General features: G+C 36.5%; 15 protein-coding genes. 5 read left to right on the forward strand and 10 right to left on the reverse strand.

Annotated features, from left to right (window positions below; genetic code table 11):
• The 4 genes from P3F56_RS08775 (at position 1) to folE (ending at position 4,149) form a co-directional block, all read left to right on the forward strand.
• Complete coding sequence (locus P3F56_RS08775) at positions 1 to 159, forward strand: hypothetical protein (protein ID WP_281152490.1); 159 nt, start codon at positions 1 to 3, stop codon at positions 157 to 159.
• 1,197 nt (positions 160 to 1,356) lie between these two features.
• The gene (gene accA, locus P3F56_RS08780; RefSeq protein ID WP_281152491.1) at positions 1,357 to 2,331 is read left to right on the forward strand and encodes an acetyl-CoA carboxylase carboxyl transferase subunit alpha; all 975 of its coding nucleotides are present in this window, start codon (positions 1,357 to 1,359) and stop codon (positions 2,329 to 2,331) included.
• Between the two features lie 342 nt (positions 2,332 to 2,673).
• Positions 2,674 to 3,402 carry an SDR family oxidoreductase gene (locus P3F56_RS08785; RefSeq protein ID WP_281152492.1) on the forward strand — a complete coding sequence of 243 codons (729 nt, stop codon included), beginning with the start codon at positions 2,674 to 2,676 and terminating at the stop codon, positions 3,400 to 3,402.
• A gap of 27 nt (positions 3,403 to 3,429) precedes the next feature.
• Positions 3,430 to 4,149: a GTP cyclohydrolase I FolE gene (folE, locus tag P3F56_RS08790; protein ID WP_281152493.1), complete on the forward strand. Its 720-nt coding sequence runs from the start codon at positions 3,430 to 3,432 to the stop codon at positions 4,147 to 4,149.
• 102 nt (positions 4,150 to 4,251) lie between these two features.
• On the opposite strand, the gene P3F56_RS08795 is transcribed toward folE, so the two are convergent.
• The 4 genes from P3F56_RS08795 to csaB form a co-directional block, all read right to left on the reverse strand.
• Positions 4,252 to 4,494, reverse strand: coding sequence for a hypothetical protein (locus tag P3F56_RS08795; RefSeq protein ID WP_281152494.1), 243 nt, complete (start codon positions 4,492 to 4,494; stop codon positions 4,252 to 4,254).
• Between the two features lie 94 nt (positions 4,495 to 4,588).
• Complete coding sequence (gene rdgB / locus P3F56_RS08800) at positions 4,589 to 5,158, reverse strand: RdgB/HAM1 family non-canonical purine NTP pyrophosphatase (protein ID WP_281152495.1); 570 nt, start codon at positions 5,156 to 5,158, stop codon at positions 4,589 to 4,591.
• Positions 5,159 to 5,753: 595 nt separating this feature from the next.
• Positions 5,754 to 7,262 (reverse strand): 4-alpha-glucanotransferase, encoded by a 1,509-nt coding sequence (malQ, locus tag P3F56_RS08805; RefSeq protein ID WP_281152496.1) that lies wholly within the window; start codon positions 7,260 to 7,262, stop codon positions 5,754 to 5,756.
• An 886-nt stretch (positions 7,263 to 8,148) separates the two neighbouring features.
• Positions 8,149 to 9,192, reverse strand: a complete 1,044-nt coding sequence (csaB, locus tag P3F56_RS08810) for a polysaccharide pyruvyl transferase CsaB (protein ID WP_281152497.1) — start codon at positions 9,190 to 9,192, stop codon at positions 8,149 to 8,151.
• An 85-nt stretch (positions 9,193 to 9,277) separates the two neighbouring features.
• Here csaB and P3F56_RS08815 point away from each other — a divergent pair, with 85 nt between their 5' ends.
• Entirely contained in the window at positions 9,278 to 9,778 is a 501-nt protein-coding gene (locus P3F56_RS08815; RefSeq protein WP_281152498.1) for a CRR6 family NdhI maturation factor, read from the forward strand.
• Positions 9,779 to 9,818: 40 nt separating this feature from the next.
• On the opposite strand, the gene P3F56_RS08820 is transcribed toward P3F56_RS08815, so the two are convergent.
• The 6 genes from P3F56_RS08820 to moeB all read right to left on the reverse strand — a co-directional run bounded on the left by P3F56_RS08820 (position 9,819) and on the right by moeB (position 18,225).
• On the reverse strand, positions 9,819 to 10,754 hold the full coding sequence (locus P3F56_RS08820) for a serine hydrolase (protein ID WP_281152499.1): 936 nt from the start codon (positions 10,752 to 10,754) through the stop codon (positions 9,819 to 9,821).
• A gap of 74 nt (positions 10,755 to 10,828) precedes the next feature.
• A complete protein-coding gene (ffh, locus tag P3F56_RS08825) occupies positions 10,829 to 12,265 on the reverse strand; it encodes a signal recognition particle protein (protein ID WP_281152500.1) in 1,437 nt (478 codons plus the stop codon).
• Between the two features lie 799 nt (positions 12,266 to 13,064).
• Positions 13,065 to 13,337, reverse strand: a complete 273-nt coding sequence (minE, locus tag P3F56_RS08830) for a cell division topological specificity factor MinE (protein WP_281153783.1) — start codon at positions 13,335 to 13,337, stop codon at positions 13,065 to 13,067.
• 24 nt (positions 13,338 to 13,361) lie between these two features.
• Positions 13,362 to 14,162: a septum site-determining protein MinD gene (gene minD / locus P3F56_RS08835; protein WP_281152501.1), complete on the reverse strand. Its 801-nt coding sequence runs from the start codon at positions 14,160 to 14,162 to the stop codon at positions 13,362 to 13,364.
• Positions 14,163 to 14,242: 80 nt separating this feature from the next.
• On the reverse strand, positions 14,243 to 15,046 hold the full coding sequence (gene minC, locus P3F56_RS08840) for a septum site-determining protein MinC (protein WP_281152502.1): 804 nt from the start codon (positions 15,044 to 15,046) through the stop codon (positions 14,243 to 14,245).
• A 2,006-nt stretch (positions 15,047 to 17,052) separates the two neighbouring features.
• The gene (gene moeB, locus P3F56_RS08845) at positions 17,053 to 18,225 is read right to left on the reverse strand and encodes a molybdopterin-synthase adenylyltransferase MoeB (RefSeq protein ID WP_281152503.1); all 1,173 of its coding nucleotides are present in this window, start codon (positions 18,223 to 18,225) and stop codon (positions 17,053 to 17,055) included.
• Positions 18,226 to 18,390: the final 165 nt, after the last annotated feature.

An 18,390-nucleotide genomic window follows, 5' to 3' on the forward strand; every position in this document is an offset into this window, starting at 1 on the left:
ATGAGTCAGCAAACAACAGGACTGATATTCAGTGGAGTCTTAGCAACATTTATGTTCTGGTTTTCTAAAATTTTTACTAAAGTTAGTAACTCTGCTGAAATGTCAACAAATATCGATGTAACTATTGTGGAACAGAACTTTATGGCTAACTCTAAATAAATTTTTACCGCCTTATATTTTTGAGGTAACATGGGCACTGGGATAATTAAGGATTGCCTTAGCTCTTCAAAAGTTTTTAATTATCCTGTTAATTATAATCCCATTTATAATTCTAATACTTTAGTGACTGTCCTCATTGATCGAGTTATTTTTAATGAGTGGACTCAAGTATCCTATAGATACTTGAGTCCGGTAGGTTTTTAAAACGACTATTATGAGTATTTTAGTTGGCAGTTTACTTATTTAGAATAATCAAAGAAACTAGAGCTTATAATATCAGTTATGCTAAGCTATTATCAATAGCTAAATAAGATCAGTGGATAGTCAAGCTATATAGATAAAAGTTTATACATAACTTATTAATTTAGTCAGCAAATATTGATTTATTTATGTAAAATAGGGTGTTAATTTTATTAGTACTTAGTTTAGTCCTGAAAGTCTAGTTATTGCTTTGAAGTTATTGATCAGTAATTTATTTTACTTAGGAGATAAAATCTATATGTTTTGCATAAAAATTATTTTACATTACTTATGATAGTATACACACTGATCGTAGTTTTTGATAGAATTATCATTTGGAATAAAATTTCTCCTTTATATTTCTAATATGTACATGGCAAGTTCTGTAGAACTATAATTACTTTTGCTTATTTCAATCAATTGGAATAGATCTTACTGTTTCAAATATATTCATTTTTTTCAAATTGGATTTAAATTTATTTAATTGTTCCATCTAAAATGGAAGATCATACTTGTTTATACGTCCTAATGTAGTTTGAATCATAAAAATACAAATAGGACTTCTAGTTTTGGACAAATAATTTTTATTTTTGTCGTGAATACGTTCGACAATACTGACAGACTAGATGCCTATGAAATTAAGTTTTTCTAATTGTATTATGTACTCATAGTAAGAGTTTTAGAAGTTATCGTCCGCCAGTCTATCATTTTAAGTTTAGAAGGGCAAAAGCATTCAGATATCTTGATCCAGTTAAATTCATAAAATAATGACCTCTCATTGCATATTTCCAATCTATTTTATCTAGAAAAGGTAAGAAAACAGATAGTCAAGTTCTATGTTCTATCAAAAGATTGGCATTAACCGTAATGCTCACTAAATTAGGTTAAAATTAACAATATCTTATATTGATCTCTATCCCTAACCGTTAATAGAAATTAAACAGATAAAAACGAAAAATGGCAAAAACTGAACGCCGGACCTTTCTTTTAGACTTTGAAAAACCTTTATCAGAATTAGAAGCCCGTATTAGCCAAATTTGGGAGCTTGCAGAAGAGAATAATGTTGATGTGTCTGAACAAATTGCTCAACTTGAACGACGAGCTAATCAATTATGCCAAGAAATTTTTAGTACCCTTACCCCATCCCAACGGCTGCAATTAGCCCGTCATCCCCGTCGTCCTAGTACCCTTGACTATATTCAGGCAATTACTGATGAATGGTTTGAATTACATGGTGATCGCGGCGGGTACGATGATCCTGCTTTAGTGGGAGGAGTAGCGCGTTTAGGAGGTCGTCCTGTCACCATTTTAGGAGAACAAAAAGGACGGGACACTAAAGACAATGTCGCCCGTAACTTCGGAATGGCTTCTCCTGGGGGTTATCGTAAAGCCATGCGTTTGATGGAACGTGCCAATCAGTTTAATCAGCCAATTTTGACTTTTATTGATACTCCTGGGGCTTGGGCAGGGGTAGAAGCTGAAAAATTAGGACAAGGAGAAGCAATCGCCTATAATTTACGGGAAATGTTTTGCTTAGATGTCCCTATCATTTCTACTGTTATTGGAGAAGGGGGATCAGGTGGGGCATTAGGTATTGGAGTAGGTGATCGCCTATTAATGCTTGAACATGCTGTCTACATGGTAGCTACACCAGAAGCTTGTGCTGCAATTCTCTGGAAAGATGCCAAGAAATCTCCCCAAGCGGCCACAGCCCTAAAAATCACAGCTTTAAATCTTAAAGAATTAGGGATTGTAGATCGCATTGTTCCTGAACCTTCTGGGGCAGCTCATACGAAACCGCTAGAGGCCTCAGCTATTTTGAAACAAATCCTTCTAGATACTCTTGATGAACTCTCTTCTATGACAGCTAAGGAGCGACGAAAATTGCGCTATCAAAAATATCGACAAATCGGTAAATTTTTTGAGAGTTGAGAGAACATTTCCAACGAAAAATATCTTCTTTTTGAGGAATAGGCAATCATCTATAACCTAAAACTTACTTCCTGAAATTTAGGTTATAGATGATTGTGGGGTGTTATAATTACTTAGATGACGATCCGTAAAAATATCTAAAGCAAGGCGAGCTCGGCTCGTTTTCTCCCGGATGCCACTGTCCCTTATCCAGGGTCTCATCTCCTAGGCAACTGAGGATTTTCTAACAAATCAATTTCTATTGTTCTCTGAACCTACCCAAGTTGCTTGAAGACTTAGCTTAGTGTAATTCTAACAACTTTCAGCTAGTGGGCAGTGTAGATACTGAAGCAGAAACGCATCATGAGTTTTTCCTCAAGTCAACTTCGAGCTATTATTACAGGAGCCAGTAGTGGGATTGGGGAAGCCACCACTCTGACTTTTGCTAAGGCTGGGATAGATCTCGCCCTAATCAGCCGTCCTTCAGATAAATTAAGAGCAGTTGCTAGGGCAGCCCAAGAGCTAGGGGTATTAGCTCGAGCCTACGAGATCGATTTGTGTCAACTAACCGAGATACCAGTAAAAGTACAACAAATTGCCGAGAGTTTTGGAGGGATTGACATTATTGTTAACAATGCGGGAATGGGTTATACCAATCCCCTGGCAGATACCTCTCTATCAGACTGGCAAAAGGTGATGGATTTAAACTTGACCAGTGTGTTTCAATGTGTCCGGGGAATTTTACCCCAGATGCGTAAGCAGGGTCATGGAACGATTATTAATGTATCTTCGATCGCTGCTTCTAATGCATTCCCTAAATGGGGAGCCTATAGCGTTAGTAAAGCTGGCTTAGCCGCTTTTTCTAGAGTTTTGGCAGCTGAAGAACAGGCTAATGGTATTCGTATCATCACCATCAACCCTGGAGCAGTTAATACCCCCATCTGGGATACAGACACTGTTCAAGCCGATTTGAATCGTTCTGCTATGCTCGACCCCTATACCGTCGCTCAAACTATTCTTCAGGCGGCACTCTTGCCAGCAGAAGCTGTCATTGAAGAAATGACTATTTTACCTAGTGCTGGAATTCTGTAAGCCCAGATAAGTGTTTTTACTTTAATCATGACAATAGCGTCTTCTAAAGGATTCAATTCCCTTAATTCTAACGGCTTCAACGATCTCAGCCCTAATCTGGTTGAGTGTGTTTCCAGCCGACCTGACCGTAATACCCACAATGGAGAACAAGTGCATTTCCGTCCAGCCGAGGAAACCAATAAAGAAGAAATAATGACGGCTGTCCGAACTATGTTAGAAGCGCTAGGGGAAGATCCTGATCGAGAGGGATTAGTGAAAACTCCTAAACGAGTTGCAGAAGCCATGGCGTTTCTAACTGATGGGTATAATCAATCTCTAGAGACCTTGGTCAATGATGCTATTTTTGACGAGGGGCACAATGAGATGGTTTTAGTGCGAGATATCCATTTTTCTAGTCTCTGTGAACATCATATGCTCCCGTTTATGGGAAAAGCCCACGTTGCATATATTCCTAATCAAAAAGTAGTCGGGCTCAGTAAACTGGCGCGGATTGTGGAGATGTATTCCCGTCGTTTACAGGTACAAGAACGCTTAACGCGTCAAATTGCGGAAGCAATCCAAGAAATTTTAGATCCTCAAGGAGTAGCAGTCGTAATGGAAGCGACTCATATGTGTATGGTGATGCGAGGGGTACAAAAATTAGGTTCTTGGACTGTTACCAGTACGATGTTAGGAGTCTTCCAAGAAGAACAAAAAACCCGCGAAGAGTTCCTAAATTTGATTCGTCATCAACCTAGCCTTTTTTAGCATAATCTAACAGTATTAGCCTTGACACAAAACCCCCTCAACTTAATTAAGGGGTTTTTGTGTCACTTTCTTAGTCCATCACTAAATCGAAGTTAGATAATCTTATTTATTTTTATCTTTTGATTTCATCATAAACTCATTCTTTTTGTACGCTTTAGCAGAAGCTTTGATCCAAATCGTTGCCGCCAGGGTAAATGGAAAAAACATTACCCCAAAACCAATCACTAAAGGATGTTCTCTAGCAAACGGAATACTTCTTAAAACCGCAATAATACCACCGCAGTAAACTAAGCCTAAAATGGGAAGTCCTAATACTAATAACGCGAATCGAGTATCTTTGTCCATGCTAACAGCTATCTAACAAAAAACTAGACGATAATTAAAATAAGCATCATGATGATTTTCAACAATGTTTTTTCAACAGCCATCTTAGTATAGTTCATATTTTAGACAAGTGGGGGAGTAAAGCTTCAAATGCTTGACCTCGATGACTCACTTGACGTTTAATCTCTGGCGGCATTTGAGCAAAGGTTTGTTTGTGTTGAGGAACATAAAAAATAGGATCGTAACCAAACCCTTCTGTTCCTCTCGGACTAGTCAGAATTTCTCCACGACAAATACCTTCACTTCGTAAGGCAATTGAACCATCCTGACGAGCGATCGCAATGGCACACACAAATTGCCCTTGACGCTGATCTGTCTTCCCCAATTCTCTCAACAACCGTTCAATGCGCTCTCTATCTGTTGTACCATATCGAGCTGAATATATTCCTGGGGCACCGTTTAGAGCATCAACCGCTAACCCTGAATCATCAGCAATCGCCCACTCTCCCAAGGTTTTAGCCACTTGAGAAGCTTTCAAGCAAGCATTTTCGAAAAATGTCGTTCCTGTTTCTTCAATTTCTAAGGTATCTGGCTTTAATTGTAATTGCCAGTCTAACCCAGTTAAATAGTTTTGTATCTCTTTAAGTTTTCCAGGATTACTTGTGGCAACAATTAGTTTTTTCATTGAAAATTAACGGATGATTAATAACTATTAACTCATAACTGTTTACTGATCTCCAGGGAACTATTATCAATAGATTTTCTTCTTTCAATGCAGAGGTTCATTGCCCTTGCAAGAACTTTTCTTGTCACCAAGAATTGCTCTGTACTTCTGGTGGTTCGTTGAAGTCACGAAGCTCTATTTTCCTTGAGGTTATTATCTTTAACACCACCAGAGGCTTTTTTAAGAGTCCTTGAGAAAAAAGAAAAAAGTAGATCTACAGCAATTATGGGACGCGATAGCAAGGCATTGTACCTAAAGCCCATTTATTTTCACGGATCACAGCACAATCTCACCTTAGTTTAAGTTATTAATGAGAAAATTTAGCCTAAATTATATTAAAAACTGTTCACACAGTATATCTTAAGAGATCTGTAGCGTGTATTGGTTTAGAGCAAGCAGTACACCAAAGGAACTGTTTTCCTGCGTTACGACACAAAAAAAGAAAGAAGTCATCCAAAACACTATAGTTTATGTCTGATACATCTGCTTAATGTTTTGTTGACAAACGATCTCTAGGATTAACAGCTTTAATATAAGCATTCCGATCTTCAGTTTCTCAATAAATTATACGTCCATACAATTCCGTTAAAAATCGTAAATGATTAGTTAATTCTCGAGTTAATGTTTCAGGACAATATCGCCATCTCCAATTACCATCAGCTAAACCAGGGGTATTCATTCTTGCTATTTCCGTTAAACCGAGTAAATCTTGTAAGGGAAAAATAGCTTGATTAGCGACAGATCCCATAGCCAAGCGAATTAGACTCCAGTGAATCCCTTGGGGACAAATACCACCCAAATAGTCTGTAATTCTTGTATTTTCTTCTAGACTACGTTCTGCAAACCATCCCACTGTAGTGTTGTTGTCGTGGGTTCCTGTATAAACGACACAGTTATGGTTGGTGTAATTGTAAGGGAGGAAAGGATTAGTACGATCACTGTCAAAAGCAAAATGGAGAAGTTTCATCCCTGGGAGATTGAATTTATCTCGTAACGCTTCAACTTCTGGGGTAATTACCCCTAAATCTTCCGCAACAATGGGCAATTCACCTAATTCGCTTTTAAGATACTGAAAAAATTTTTCTCCTGGGGCTTTTAACCATTCCCCATTCTCAGCCGTGGTTTCTCCTTGGGGAACTGCCCAATAAGCTTCGAAACCTCGGAAATGATCAATCCTAACAACATCAAGATATTCTAATGTTCTTTTAAATCTTCGAATCCACCATTTAAAGTTGACTTCTTCAAGTTTTTCCCAGTTGTACACTGGATTTCCCCACAATTGCCCCGTAGCACTAAAATAATCTGGTGGAACGCCAGCCATTAACGATGCGGCTTGAGTTTTTTCATCCAAACAGAAAAGTTCAGCATTAGCCCAAACATCAACGCTGTCGTAAGCGACATAAATGGGAATATCTCCAAAAATCTTAACATTGCGAGCATTAGCGTATTTTTTTACCCTTTGCCACTGACGGAAAAATTCAAACTGAAGGAACTTATGGTAAAAAATTGATTCGGCCAATCTTTCTGTCCAATGCTGTATTGCTTCAGGTTGACGGGTAGCAATATCTTTATCCCACTGTCTCCAAGTCTTTGCTGGATGGACTTCATGGAGAGACATAAAAAGGGCGTAATTTTCTAACCAATAGGAATGGTGAGCACAAAAAGTCTCAAAACTTTGGTGTAGTTCATCAGAAGCGTTAGTTTTAAAAGCATTACTAGCCTTTTTTAGAAGAGGAAATTTACTTTGAATTACTAGGTTGTAGTCGACATAATCAGTCGGAAATTCTGGAAAAGAAGCCAAATCTTCTTGGTTAACTAACCCATCCCCGTACAAAACATCTGGGCTAATTAATAAGGGATTCCCTGCTAACGCAGAGTAAGATAAGTAAGGAGAGTTACCGTATCCAGTTGGGCCTAAAGGAAGAACTTGCCAGAGAGTTTGACCGGTTTTTTCCAAAAAATCAATGAAGCGATAGGCTCCTTCTCCCAAGTCACCAATACCAAAGCGGCTAGGTAAAGATGTTGGATGTAATAAAATGCCACTAGCTCTTTGAAAAAATGTCATGAATTGCTCACTTTTATATCCTGCTTACACAACAGGACCCCATCGTCCCATAAAATCTAGTTTTTCTTAGAGTTTGTACTATTTCTCTTAAAGTTTACTATCTTTAAGAAGTAAAAGAAGAGATTATTATCTTTGTGGATAAAGATAGTTTTACTAAATCTGTAATATAAAAATGCCTTATTGATAAATTATTTTAGCTTCTGATAATTTGATGTTTATTATCTTCTTTGGACAAGCCAAAAGGTTACATTTTTTTTGCATATTTTTACTATTTTAAGTTTGATGCCAATGAAAATAATAAAGATTATTTTCATTGGCAAAGAAAGGGATAATTAAAAAATTATAAGATACTTGCGCAAATAAAGTATCTAAATTAAGTCTAAAAAAGTGAATTTAAATATAAAAATATTTGATTATCATATACTTAGTAGTCGAACACCAAAAAAGATTTCTGTAGTGAACTATACTTGTTTGTCAATTCTGAAATAAATGCTTCTTACCTAAGATTACCTAAAAAACTACTTTTCATCCAAAGTACAAAAAATTTAAGATTTAGTTAATAGCTAAACATCTTAGTGTCTAAGACAAAAAGATAGAGGTAACTAAATTACTTTTCGGGCAAAATTAATATCTTCTGTAGTCTTTGTGATCAGCATATTTTGCTAGTTTATAGTTTACCGTATCGGATACTTGATGATTCCTAAAAAGGATAGTTTATAAAAAGATACTTTTTTATCAGTCTTTAACAAACTTCTAAATATAATCCCAAAAAGTATATTTTACAACTTCTTAATGTCGTCTACCTTACAGTAATTTTGAATATATCTGATACTTATAAAGTGATTTTCCAAGCAAGAACGGATAAGTTTACGTTAGGAATTCTCCTTCATAAGTCACAAACCAGTTTGAAGATTTCTTGGTGTATCAAAGCCCGATCCACTAAAGATTGAAGGTGATTTCGGTTTAATGTTTTCCCATTAGCATAGCATTCTAACCACACGCTGCTAATGATACTGGGATCATCAGGAAGTTCAGTTAGTTTCCATCCAGGTAAATCAATTTCTTCCATCAAACGGCTAACTTTAGGGTCATAACTCAGGGCAAAACACCGAGATTCTTCAGCCACTGCCATAATTAAACTATGAAGACGCATTCCAATAGTCATTTCAACTTCCCGAAATAATCCCTTCAATTCTCTAGGATCTTCTAAGTAAATAATCTGATAAGAACCAGGTAATTGTGAAGCAAGTGAATGGGCAATTGATAAGTCTTGGGAGGCTTGGAAAGGAACTAATAATAAACAAACATTAGTAGCTTTTTGAAAATTAATTAACGCTTTAGTCAAAATTTTTAGTCTTTGGGGAGTTAATTGGGGATGTTTCCGCAAATTAACCGCCACTCTAGGCGCAGGGATATCTACCAATCCTGGGATTGATTTTCCTTTCAAAGCCCAAACTGGGTCGGGAGCAATTAAAGGATTTATATGCCATTGAGATACTAATTTAGCAGAAGCCCCATCCCTGACACTGACAGCTGTACAGCCTAAAAGAACTTGGTGGGTTAACCAACGGGTAAAAGGACGTCGTAAGGGGCCAATTCCTTGGGCCCAAGCGATAGTTTTTAAGCCTTTTTGTTGAGCTAAAGCCATCAATACAGCATAATAAATAGGACTTGTCCAACTTGTGACATCTTGCATTAAACTTCCTCCGCCCCAGATAAACAGATCAGAAGTTTTTAAAACTTTTAGGATGGCAAAAGCTGAACGATTAGAACAACTTTTAACCCCATAACGTTTATGGGTTTGCCGTGGGTTTGCCGAGAGAACAATAGGCTGTATTTGAGACGGAAGCATCTGTAACAAAGAGACTAATAAGGCTTCATCTCCACCGTTCCCTTGACCATAATAACCACAAATAACCGCCTTTTTCATACTTTAATGTCGGTGTTTATACCAATTCTATAGGTCTATACTAGACTACGATAGATTAGACAGCTTCTGAGGAAACACTCAAAGAATGACTCATACGATTGTCTTACAACTGGATCATCTAATACGATTGGATTTATCTCCTGTCACCAGCATTGTTGAACCGATTTTGATACAAATAGCACAGCCAAAGGCTTCCCCGGACGAAATAGTCTCTTATGAACAAACTCTAAGTTTTGAAATTAATTATCCTCGTAGTCCTACTGATCCTAGAGAATTATCAGAAATTCCTGAGGTTCGCTTGTGGTTTGTTCGTTTGGACTCAATTTATCCCTGGATACCTTTTATTTTAAATTGGAAAGGGGGAGAATTAGCCCGTTATTTTGCTATGTTAGTTCCTCATCAATTTAGCCGAACCGAGGGAATTCAATATAATCCAGAAGCTCTAGAAATTTTTATTATGCACAAATTATTTACCTTGTCTGATTGGTTAAAATACAGAAAAATTCCTAGCACCGCTCGTCTCCAATCGATGGCAAAAATGTTTGGCTATGATCTCGGTGAGGATTTTTTTCAATTAATTTCCTAAATTTTTTTTAAATAACCTCTTTTGTTGATGGCGAAAGATTCTAAAGATTAGCCATCGCTATCACGATTTCTTGAGAGATAAAAGGAATCATCCCTTTATTTTGACTATCTTGTCCTTCCGTAAAAACGACTAATAAATAAGGTTGATATCCAGGAATTTGAATATAAGCTGCATCGTGACGAACCTGACTAGTCCAACCTGCTTTTGACCATAATTGGGCATTTGGAGGCAACCCTTCTCCTAAAAATCCAATAACTTGATTTTCTTCCCCTGTCATATTGAAATTTTTTGGAGTCAGGTTTCGTTTGAGCAGTTCCATCATTTGTTGTGATCGCTTTGAAGAGACAGCCACCCCACCAACGATACTATATAATAACTGGGCAACGGCATTAGTCGTCAACATATTGCGATTTTCCATTATTTTTCCTACAAATACTCGTTCCCGACCATAAGGACCATCACACCAGGTTTTCTGATTAACATTAATGGCAGCTAATCCTTCCCATCCCAATGACTTGAAATAACGGTTGATAATGTTACGCTGGTGTTGCCAAGTGTCAAATGGACTCGCCGGCAACTCTGGTCCACTGGTAGTTCCTGTCAATACGTCAACGACTAAACTAGTTGCATCATTGCTAGAGTCTACTACCATATCCTGAATGGCGCGGTTTAACTCCACTGACTCGAGAATCATTTTACTTTCTAGCCATTCATGAATCGCCACTAAATAAAATAATTTGACGATACTTGCCGGATAAATGCGTTCAATACCCCGATAACTAAATCCTCTGACGGAATGTTTCCAGAATTCTTCGGCAGAGATTGCGCCCCCTGTATTAGCAATCACTGGAGGATCATAAACAACCCAAGTCAATGCCAATTGATCAGGAGCTAATTGGGGAAACTCTGACCAGGTAGCCTCTAAAATTTGGTTGCCAATCTGTTGTAAGGCGTCGTCTGAGTTAAAGAAAGCCATTGTAATCACTCTTCAGATCTAAAAGGTTATTTTAGGCTATTTCAAAATGAGTAATATCCACTTTAGACTGTCCTTTAAAGTTGGCCAAATCCTTTTTTCTTCTTGACTCTTTTCTTCTTTTTTTTCGTACTACCATGACCACGAAACCCTGAAGGTATTTGTCCACCGATGCCCCCAAACATTCCGCTGCCTATTTCAGACATAGCGGGCATTCCTCCTTGTCCCATTTGCTGCATCATACTCCGCATACGGGTAAAATTCTTCACCAGTTCTCCGACTTTGGTTTCAGAATGGCCTGAGCCCTTGGCAATACGACGGCGACGACTGGGGGACTTAGCCAATAAATCAGGATTTATTCGTTCTTCAAAGGTCATGGAACTGATCATCGCCTCAGTTCGCTTAAGTTCAGTTTCCCCTTTCTCAATATCCATATTATTGAGTTTACTCATCCCTGGAATCATCTTTAAAAGACCTCCTAATGACCCCATATTTTTCATCAGGCGCATTTGTTTAAGAAAGTCATTAAAGTCAAACTTAGCTTCAAGAATTTTCGACTGCATTTTTTCTACATCTGCAATATCGATTTCTTCTTGAGCTTTTTCGACTAAAGTCAGAACATCACCCATATTTAAAATACGTGATGCCATGCGATCAGGATAAAATGGTTGTAGTGCTTCTACCTTTTCCCCAACTCCGACAAATTTAATGGGTTTTTCTGATATTTGACGAATCGACAGAGCTGCTCCTCCGCGCGTATCCCCATCCATTTTAGTAAGAATTGCACCAGTAATGCCAATTTGCTCATGAAAGGTTCGGGTAAGATTAGCCGCTTCTTGACCAGTCATGGCATCCACCACCAGGAGGGTATCATTAGGTTTGATGGCATCTTTGATGCGGACTAACTCTACCATCATACTTTCGTCAATTTGCAGTCGTCCGGCAGTGTCAATAATAACAGTATCGAGTCCCATTTTCTTGGCTTTTTCTACCCCTTGACGAGCAATATCAACAGGGTTTGCTTCACTTCCGAGTTCAAAGACGGGAACATTGATTTGTTGTCCAAGGGTAATTAACTGGTTGATAGCTGCAGGACGATAGACGTCAGCAGCCACCATTAAGCAACTACGTTTTTCTTTACGAAGATAGAGGGCAAGTTTAGCGGTAGCAGTGGTTTTCCCTGTTCCTTGTAACCCGGCCATCAAAATGATGGTAGGGGATGTTTCAGCTTTAGCAAGGGAAACATTACTTTTCCCCATCACCTTAACTAATTCGTCATAGACAATTTTGATAAGCTGTTGACTAGGTTTAACTCCAGCAATGACCTCTGCACCGACGGCTGTTTTTTCGACATTTGCGACAAACTTTTTGACGACTTGGAGGTTGACATCTGCTTCTAGTAGAGCACGACGCACTTCTATAAGAGCTTCTTGGATGTTAGTTTCAGTGATTTTATCTTGACCGCGTATTTTTTTCCAAGCGTCTTCTAAATGTTCGGCGAGAGCATCAAACATAGGGTGTTGTTTTTGTGAAGTTGATAACTAACTGTAAATAGTCAAGGATGAGTTCCATCTCTACCTATTCTAGATGGAGTTCAGGCTCTTCATCAATCCTGTAAAGTTCATTCACTGAAAAAACACGATAAATTTATTCTATTTCCCATAAGTTCAAGAAATTTTTACTATTCGTTTTAATAATTTGGATCTTTTATCAACATCTTTAGGAGTTCATTTAGTGGACAATGATAGTCATTGAATTATTGTGTGTATCGATTAATAATTAATTCTACTGAGTTTAAAACCTCATAAGCTGTTTGAGAATTTTCAAGCGGTTAATAGTTATTATTAGTAGAATATGTTGACTCTTTTCTGAAAAAAACATAATCGACCAAGATACAGTCTAAATTATGTAAAATATAACAATTTTTCTTTAAATCAAGAGAAAGCCACTTTAAATTATCGGTAAAGATCAAGTTCCTACTGGAACGATTTCTGGATAATAACCCGGAAGATATCTACAAATATGCAGGATAATCAAAGAACTAGAAGAAGGAAAATAAAAAAGAAATTTAGTATTTATATACTAAATAGTAATTAGAAACAACAACATGGAAAAACTCATAGTATAAAATTGCTACAATCCTACCTTCTTAGAGAGAGTTTTAGAAAAATTTAACTGCCATTGACGAGTTAGAAGATAAACTCAAAAAATTTTAAAAGAAAGGGAAAAGTTAAGAAATAGCCAAGGTGGCTAAAGTTTCTATTTATTCCAATATTCAAAAGAAATTAACTTTTCAATCAGATTGGGGTGGAACTAAGTTTTTTTTCTTACGCGACGAATAGGTAAGTTAGCGATAAGAGCGGTAATTCGTTGATCGCTTTCTAAGACAAACTCCATTTCTTCAGGATCAATATCCACATATCGACTCACCACTTCTAGAATTTCTTGACGCATAGATTCAAGTATTTCTGAACTTAGTCCAGCGCGATCATGGGCAATAACTACTCGTAGTCGGCGTTTGGCTTCTTCTCCGCTTTTGGGAAGACTTTTCCAGGGAAAAAGTTTTTCTAGTCGGTCAAAAATCATGGGTTTAATTTTCATAGAAAGGACTTAACTACCAAAAAAGCGACGACGAATACGAGTCATTAAGTTATCGTGAGCCGCCATCAAATCAAGATAAGGAATAGTGTGACCGTCCAAGCGTCGGGCAATATTGTTAAAAGCCATAGCTGGAACGGAAGGAGGTTCTTCTAAGACTAAGGGTTCTCCTCGATTGGTCGAGATAATGATTCGTTCGTCATCGGGAACAATTCCAATAAGAGGGATCACCAAAAGATCGATAATATCTTCAACGCTAATCATCTGATTGAGTTTGATCATTTCTGGTTTAATTCGATTAACTATTAATTGAATTTTTTCGAGCTCCTCACTTTCTAATAACCCGACTATCCGATCTGCATCCCGAACTGCAGCCATTTCTGGGGTCGTGACAACAATAGCTTCTTTGGCAGAGACTATAGCATTACGAAACCCCATTTCAATTCCGGCTGGACTATCAATCAGAATATAATCAAAATGCTCATCCATCTGTGCTACTAGCTGCTTCATCTGATCGGGGCTAATAGCTTCTTTAGTCCGATTTTGGGCGGCTGGTAACAGTACCAGATTAGGTTGACGTTTGTCTTTAACTAAGGCTTTTTCAATAGAACATTCTCCTTCTAAAACATCGATCGAGGTATAAACAACCCTTTGTTCGAGTCCAAGTAATAAATCTAAATTCCTTAGTCCAAAATCTGCATCAACTAGAGCAATTTTGTGCCCCAAACGGGCTATAGCTAATCCTAAGTTAGCAGTAATGGTAGTTTTACCAACGCCTCCCTTACCGGAGGTGATTACGATAATACGACTCATAATTTAATATACAATTTCAATGACCGATGATAATTTAACTTTTATCGATATTATGACGAATTATTAGTTTTTTAGCTTCGCTATTTTTTTTTAGATTTTAAAATATGGGTTTTGTTAAAATTTGGGGCTGGCTTCAAACGAATGCCTTCGGAAGTGATATAAGCAACTTCAGGACTGAGAAATTCAGGCGTTCCTGACGGTGCTCTTGCAACCAATTCGGCAATGCGTAATTGGGTCGGTTGCATTTGCAGTGCCATAATGCAACACTCTGAGTTCCCTTTGGCCCCCGCATGGGCAATTCCTCGCAAACATCCCCAAACTAGAATGTCGCCATCAGCGATGATTTCTCCTCCAGGATTGATATCTCCTTGAATGATAATGCTCCCAGGATGGCGAATAGTGGCTCCTGAGCGTACCGTTGTTTTTAGGTAAAGAGGCTCAGCCAAGGGAGACAAAGTCGGTTGTCTTTCAGAAAACAATGATTTTCTACAAACTTCCTGTTCTACTGAGTAACCAGCAATTGCCGCAGCTACAGCGGTTTGACGGCGACTAGTGTGAATACTACTGAGTTTCAGATTAACATTCTCAATAACCTCCTCAATACTTTGTAATTGTCTACTATCAAGTAAACGATTTTGTGCTACTAAGTGTACTGATATTCCCGATGCCCAAGTTCCTTGATGATAGGTCAGACAATGTTTTAGAGCCTGAAAGATTTCTGTCCAATCTTTCAGAGGATCTTGTTCCTTTTTAGTTATTTTGGGTAATATCAGTAGGAGTTTTTTCCCTTCACTCTTTAAATGAACTTGGGAATAAATTCCAGAAGAGGAAGAAGATGGTTGGGGGGTTGCCCCTTCTGAGGAAATATTTGGCTTTGCGGTCATCGGTTGAAAGAATGAAAAATTTAAGTTTAAGCTTAGCATTAGGCCGTTAACATGGTTGGGTTAACTTCTCAATAGAAGATTGATGATCAAAAGAGAAAAAAATATCATCTATATCTGATTAGAGTTGCTTGAATTGACATTTAAAATGTTTATTTATCTCTTACCTCGTAAGACTAAACAACTTTGAATTCAAGTCTTCAAAGAAGGATGGTAATTATGTATAAATTACCAAGGCGGTATTTTTTCCCATACACAGTTTGAATTAAAGTAAATTTACTATCTAGTTAAATTTTACGCCGTAAAATAAAAAAGAAAACAGCCACAACATTACTATTGGGTTGATTTTGAAATTTTCATAAATCTTGGTAAGTTTATTTATAGGGAAGAAGTTTTCCTGGATGTTGCATAAAATCATGAGAGAGGATATGAGTGTTACTTAACATAAGATCGTAAGGTCTGATTAATCCCTATTACTTGTTTCCCAGAAAATATTCAATAGAAAAATAACAGTTTATAGTAAGAATTACAGTTGATTCGTAACTTAGTTCCCTATTATTGGTCAGATGAACTTAATCGTCTTTATATTATCAAATATTTGTTAATTCTAACAAACTTAAGATAAAAATACTAGATCATTCTTATTTGATAGGAATAACAACAGATATATCATGAATATTTTATCGATATTTCTTTAGTTACATACTTAGTCGACTAATTTTAATTATTTTCTTAAGCAAAACTACTTTTGTCATTCTAATTAGTCAGACATACAGAAATAACACTATATTCATAACTATTAATAGAGTAGATAAGTATTTAATTGGTACTAAAGAATTGGAGAATTTCATTGCCTAATAAACACGAATTTTTAATTTAGTTCAATAAAATATTAAACTCTAAGTCTAGAACTATTACCTACCTAATGGTCGAGTATTACCTTCTTTAATTGAGTAATTGAGGCAGAATAACTTAATGCTGTAGAAAAATTGCTAGAATCTAGATAAAGACGCTTTTCTACAATAACTAAGTATTAGTTTATAAAAAAATAGGTGTTAAAGTTAATATTATTACTGTGTATTGTTTGATCCAAAACTTTACTTTTAAAAGGTACTTCATACATCTAGATAACTCAAACTTTTAGATCCAGTATTTTTTTAGAAAATATAATTTTAGCTAGCTAGTACTCATCATTTTGCTGGAGCAATTAAAGGAAAATAAGCTTATAAAAGCTATCATAATAGTTGCATTATATCTTCTTATTCTTTTGATTTTAACTTCATTAAAAACTGTTATTTAACAATTAATAAATATTAAAAACCTCACGAATATTGTAAGTTTTGATAAACTGCTGTTATTATTAGTTATTAAATTGAAACTAACTATTAGATAATTTAAAAACCCCCTAAATACTAGTTAGAAAGAAGAACTACCAGGATAAAATAAGAGCAAAAATATTTTGCTTGAAAATTAATAATATTTAAGTAAAGAACATAAAGCTAAATTGAACTAGGTGTATAAAAACTCACCAGTCCTATTAAAAATACTTCACTTTTTAAAAAATAAAAATTTGGAATTCTTTTTAGAACAACTTCAACTGGGTATCAGAACTATTATTATTAGATAATTGGTGTCAAAAAAACATTTTTTTAGTAAAAAAGACTGGTAAAAGTTAGGTGTTGGATTAAAGAAATTATTGCCAATTTTAATAAAAAAAACTAAATAGATAGTATAAGTTGTTAATAGCAGATTGAAGTCAATTTAAAAAAGAACCTATAAAATCATAAATTTTGTCAATTTTTAACTTCAAAGTTTCTCGACTTAGCATGTCCCTAGCTAATTACATACCATTATTTTAAAATAACCATTTTTTTTACCTATTTTACTTATCAATAAAATTCATCATAAAAATGTAATTTTAAGAAAAAATCTACCCCTGAATATAAGAAAAGGTAGATTACTTGACTACTATTTTTACTTAATTAGACATCTGAAGAACAGCAGTAACATTAATATTGAGGAACATCAGGATCAACCTCTTGACTCCAAGCTGTAATTCCACCTTTAACATTAGTTCCTACAATTCCCTTTTCCTTGAGAATTCCTAACGCTTTAGCTGACCGTCCTCCCCTCTTACAATGGGCAATCACTTTTTTATTTTGCGACAATCCGCGGATTTTTTCTACCCCTTTTCCATCTTCAATATCTGGTAAAGGAACTAAAATTGACCCTGGAATTTTGGCTATTTCGTACTCATTGACATTACGAACATCAATTAATACAAAAGTATCTTTAACATGATCGATTAGGTCTTTTAATTCTTTAACGGTAATTTCAGGAATAGTTGCTTTTTCCTGCGCTTCCACTGCCTGTGCTTGAGGGATTCCACAGAATTGTTCGTAGTCGATAAGTTGATTAATTACCGGCCGTTCAGGGTTAGGTCGTAATTTCAACTCACGGAATTTCATATCCCAGGCATTGTAAAGCAATAAACGTCCACTGAGAGTATTTTTCGCTCCTAGAACAATCTTAATAGCTTCAGTAGCTTGGATTGTTCCAATAATGCCACAAAGTACCCCTAAAACTCCCCCTTCTGCACAAGAAGGAACCATTCCAGGAGGTGGAGGTTCAGGATATAAGTCACGGTAGTTGGGGCCTCCTTGGTAGTTAAAGACTGTCGCTTGTCCTTCAAAGCGAAAGATCGACCCATAGATATTGGGTTTATTAAGTAAAACACAGGCATCATTAGTTAAATACCGAGTCGGGAAATTATCCGTCCCATCGATGACAACATCATAGGGCTTAAGAATTTCTAGTGCATTTTCTGAAGATAAGTGAGTTTCATACAAATTCACTTGACAGTAGGGGTTAATCTCTAAAATACGGTCTTTTGCGGATTGAATTTTTGGTTTTCCTACCCAAGATGTCCCATGAATGATTTGACGTTGCAAGTTAGAACTATCAACAATATCAAAGTCAACAATTCCAATACATCCAATTCCTGCAGCCGCTAAGTACAGGAGTAAAGGAGATCCAAGCCCCCCTGTCCCTATACACAGAACACTGGCCGCCTTGAGGCGTTTTTGGCCATCTAGTCCTACTTCTGGAAGAATAATGTGACGAGAGTATCTTTGAAACTCTTCTTTATCGAGTTCGATTTCTTGTAAATTTGGATTTAGCATAGGCGTCGCCTGACTAATTAAGCGTCTTAAGCGTCACGTTGGTTTCTTGATAGGCGCTCAATCAGTTATTGTAGCAGATCTATTTCAATTGAATATCTATATATAGGAAAACCTTAGCTTATACTCCCGTTTTATTAAAAATAATTAACATTTATTGACTTAACT

This window comes from cyanobacterium endosymbiont of Epithemia clementina EcSB (assembly GCF_029919255.1).
Classification (GTDB): Bacteria; Cyanobacteriota; Cyanobacteriia; order Cyanobacteriales; family Microcystaceae; genus Rippkaea.

Excerpts from the sequence above, each read along its gene's own strand:
- P3F56_RS08775 (WP_281152490.1), top strand. The coding sequence starts at position 1 with ATGAGTCAGCAAACAACAGGACTGATATTCAGTGGAGTCTTAGCAACA.
- accA (WP_281152491.1), top strand. The coding sequence starts at position 1,357 with ATGGCAAAAACTGAACGCCGGACCTTTCTTTTAGACTTTGAAAAACCT.
- P3F56_RS08785 (WP_281152492.1), top strand. The coding sequence starts at position 2,674 with ATGAGTTTTTCCTCAAGTCAACTTCGAGCTATTATTACAGGAGCCAGT.
- folE (WP_281152493.1), top strand. The coding sequence starts at position 3,430 with ATGACAATAGCGTCTTCTAAAGGATTCAATTCCCTTAATTCTAACGGC.
- P3F56_RS08795 (WP_281152494.1), bottom strand. The coding sequence starts at position 4,494 with ATGGACAAAGATACTCGATTCGCGTTATTAGTATTAGGACTTCCCATT.
- rdgB (WP_281152495.1), bottom strand. The coding sequence starts at position 5,158 with ATGAAAAAACTAATTGTTGCCACAAGTAATCCTGGAAAACTTAAAGAG.
- malQ (WP_281152496.1), bottom strand. The coding sequence starts at position 7,262 with ATGACATTTTTTCAAAGAGCTAGTGGCATTTTATTACATCCAACATCT.
- csaB (WP_281152497.1), bottom strand. The coding sequence starts at position 9,192 with ATGAAAAAGGCGGTTATTTGTGGTTATTATGGTCAAGGGAACGGTGGA.
- P3F56_RS08815 (WP_281152498.1), top strand. The coding sequence starts at position 9,278 with ATGACTCATACGATTGTCTTACAACTGGATCATCTAATACGATTGGAT.
- P3F56_RS08820 (WP_281152499.1), bottom strand. The coding sequence starts at position 10,754 with ATGGCTTTCTTTAACTCAGACGACGCCTTACAACAGATTGGCAACCAA.
- ffh (WP_281152500.1), bottom strand. The coding sequence starts at position 12,265 with ATGTTTGATGCTCTCGCCGAACATTTAGAAGACGCTTGGAAAAAAATA.
- minE (WP_281153783.1), bottom strand. The coding sequence starts at position 13,337 with ATGATTTTTGACCGACTAGAAAAACTTTTTCCCTGGAAAAGTCTTCCC.
- minD (WP_281152501.1), bottom strand. The coding sequence starts at position 14,162 with ATGAGTCGTATTATCGTAATCACCTCCGGTAAGGGAGGCGTTGGTAAA.
- minC (WP_281152502.1), bottom strand. The coding sequence starts at position 15,046 with ATGACCGCAAAGCCAAATATTTCCTCAGAAGGGGCAACCCCCCAACCA.
- moeB (WP_281152503.1), bottom strand. The coding sequence starts at position 18,225 with ATGCTAAATCCAAATTTACAAGAAATCGAACTCGATAAAGAAGAGTTT.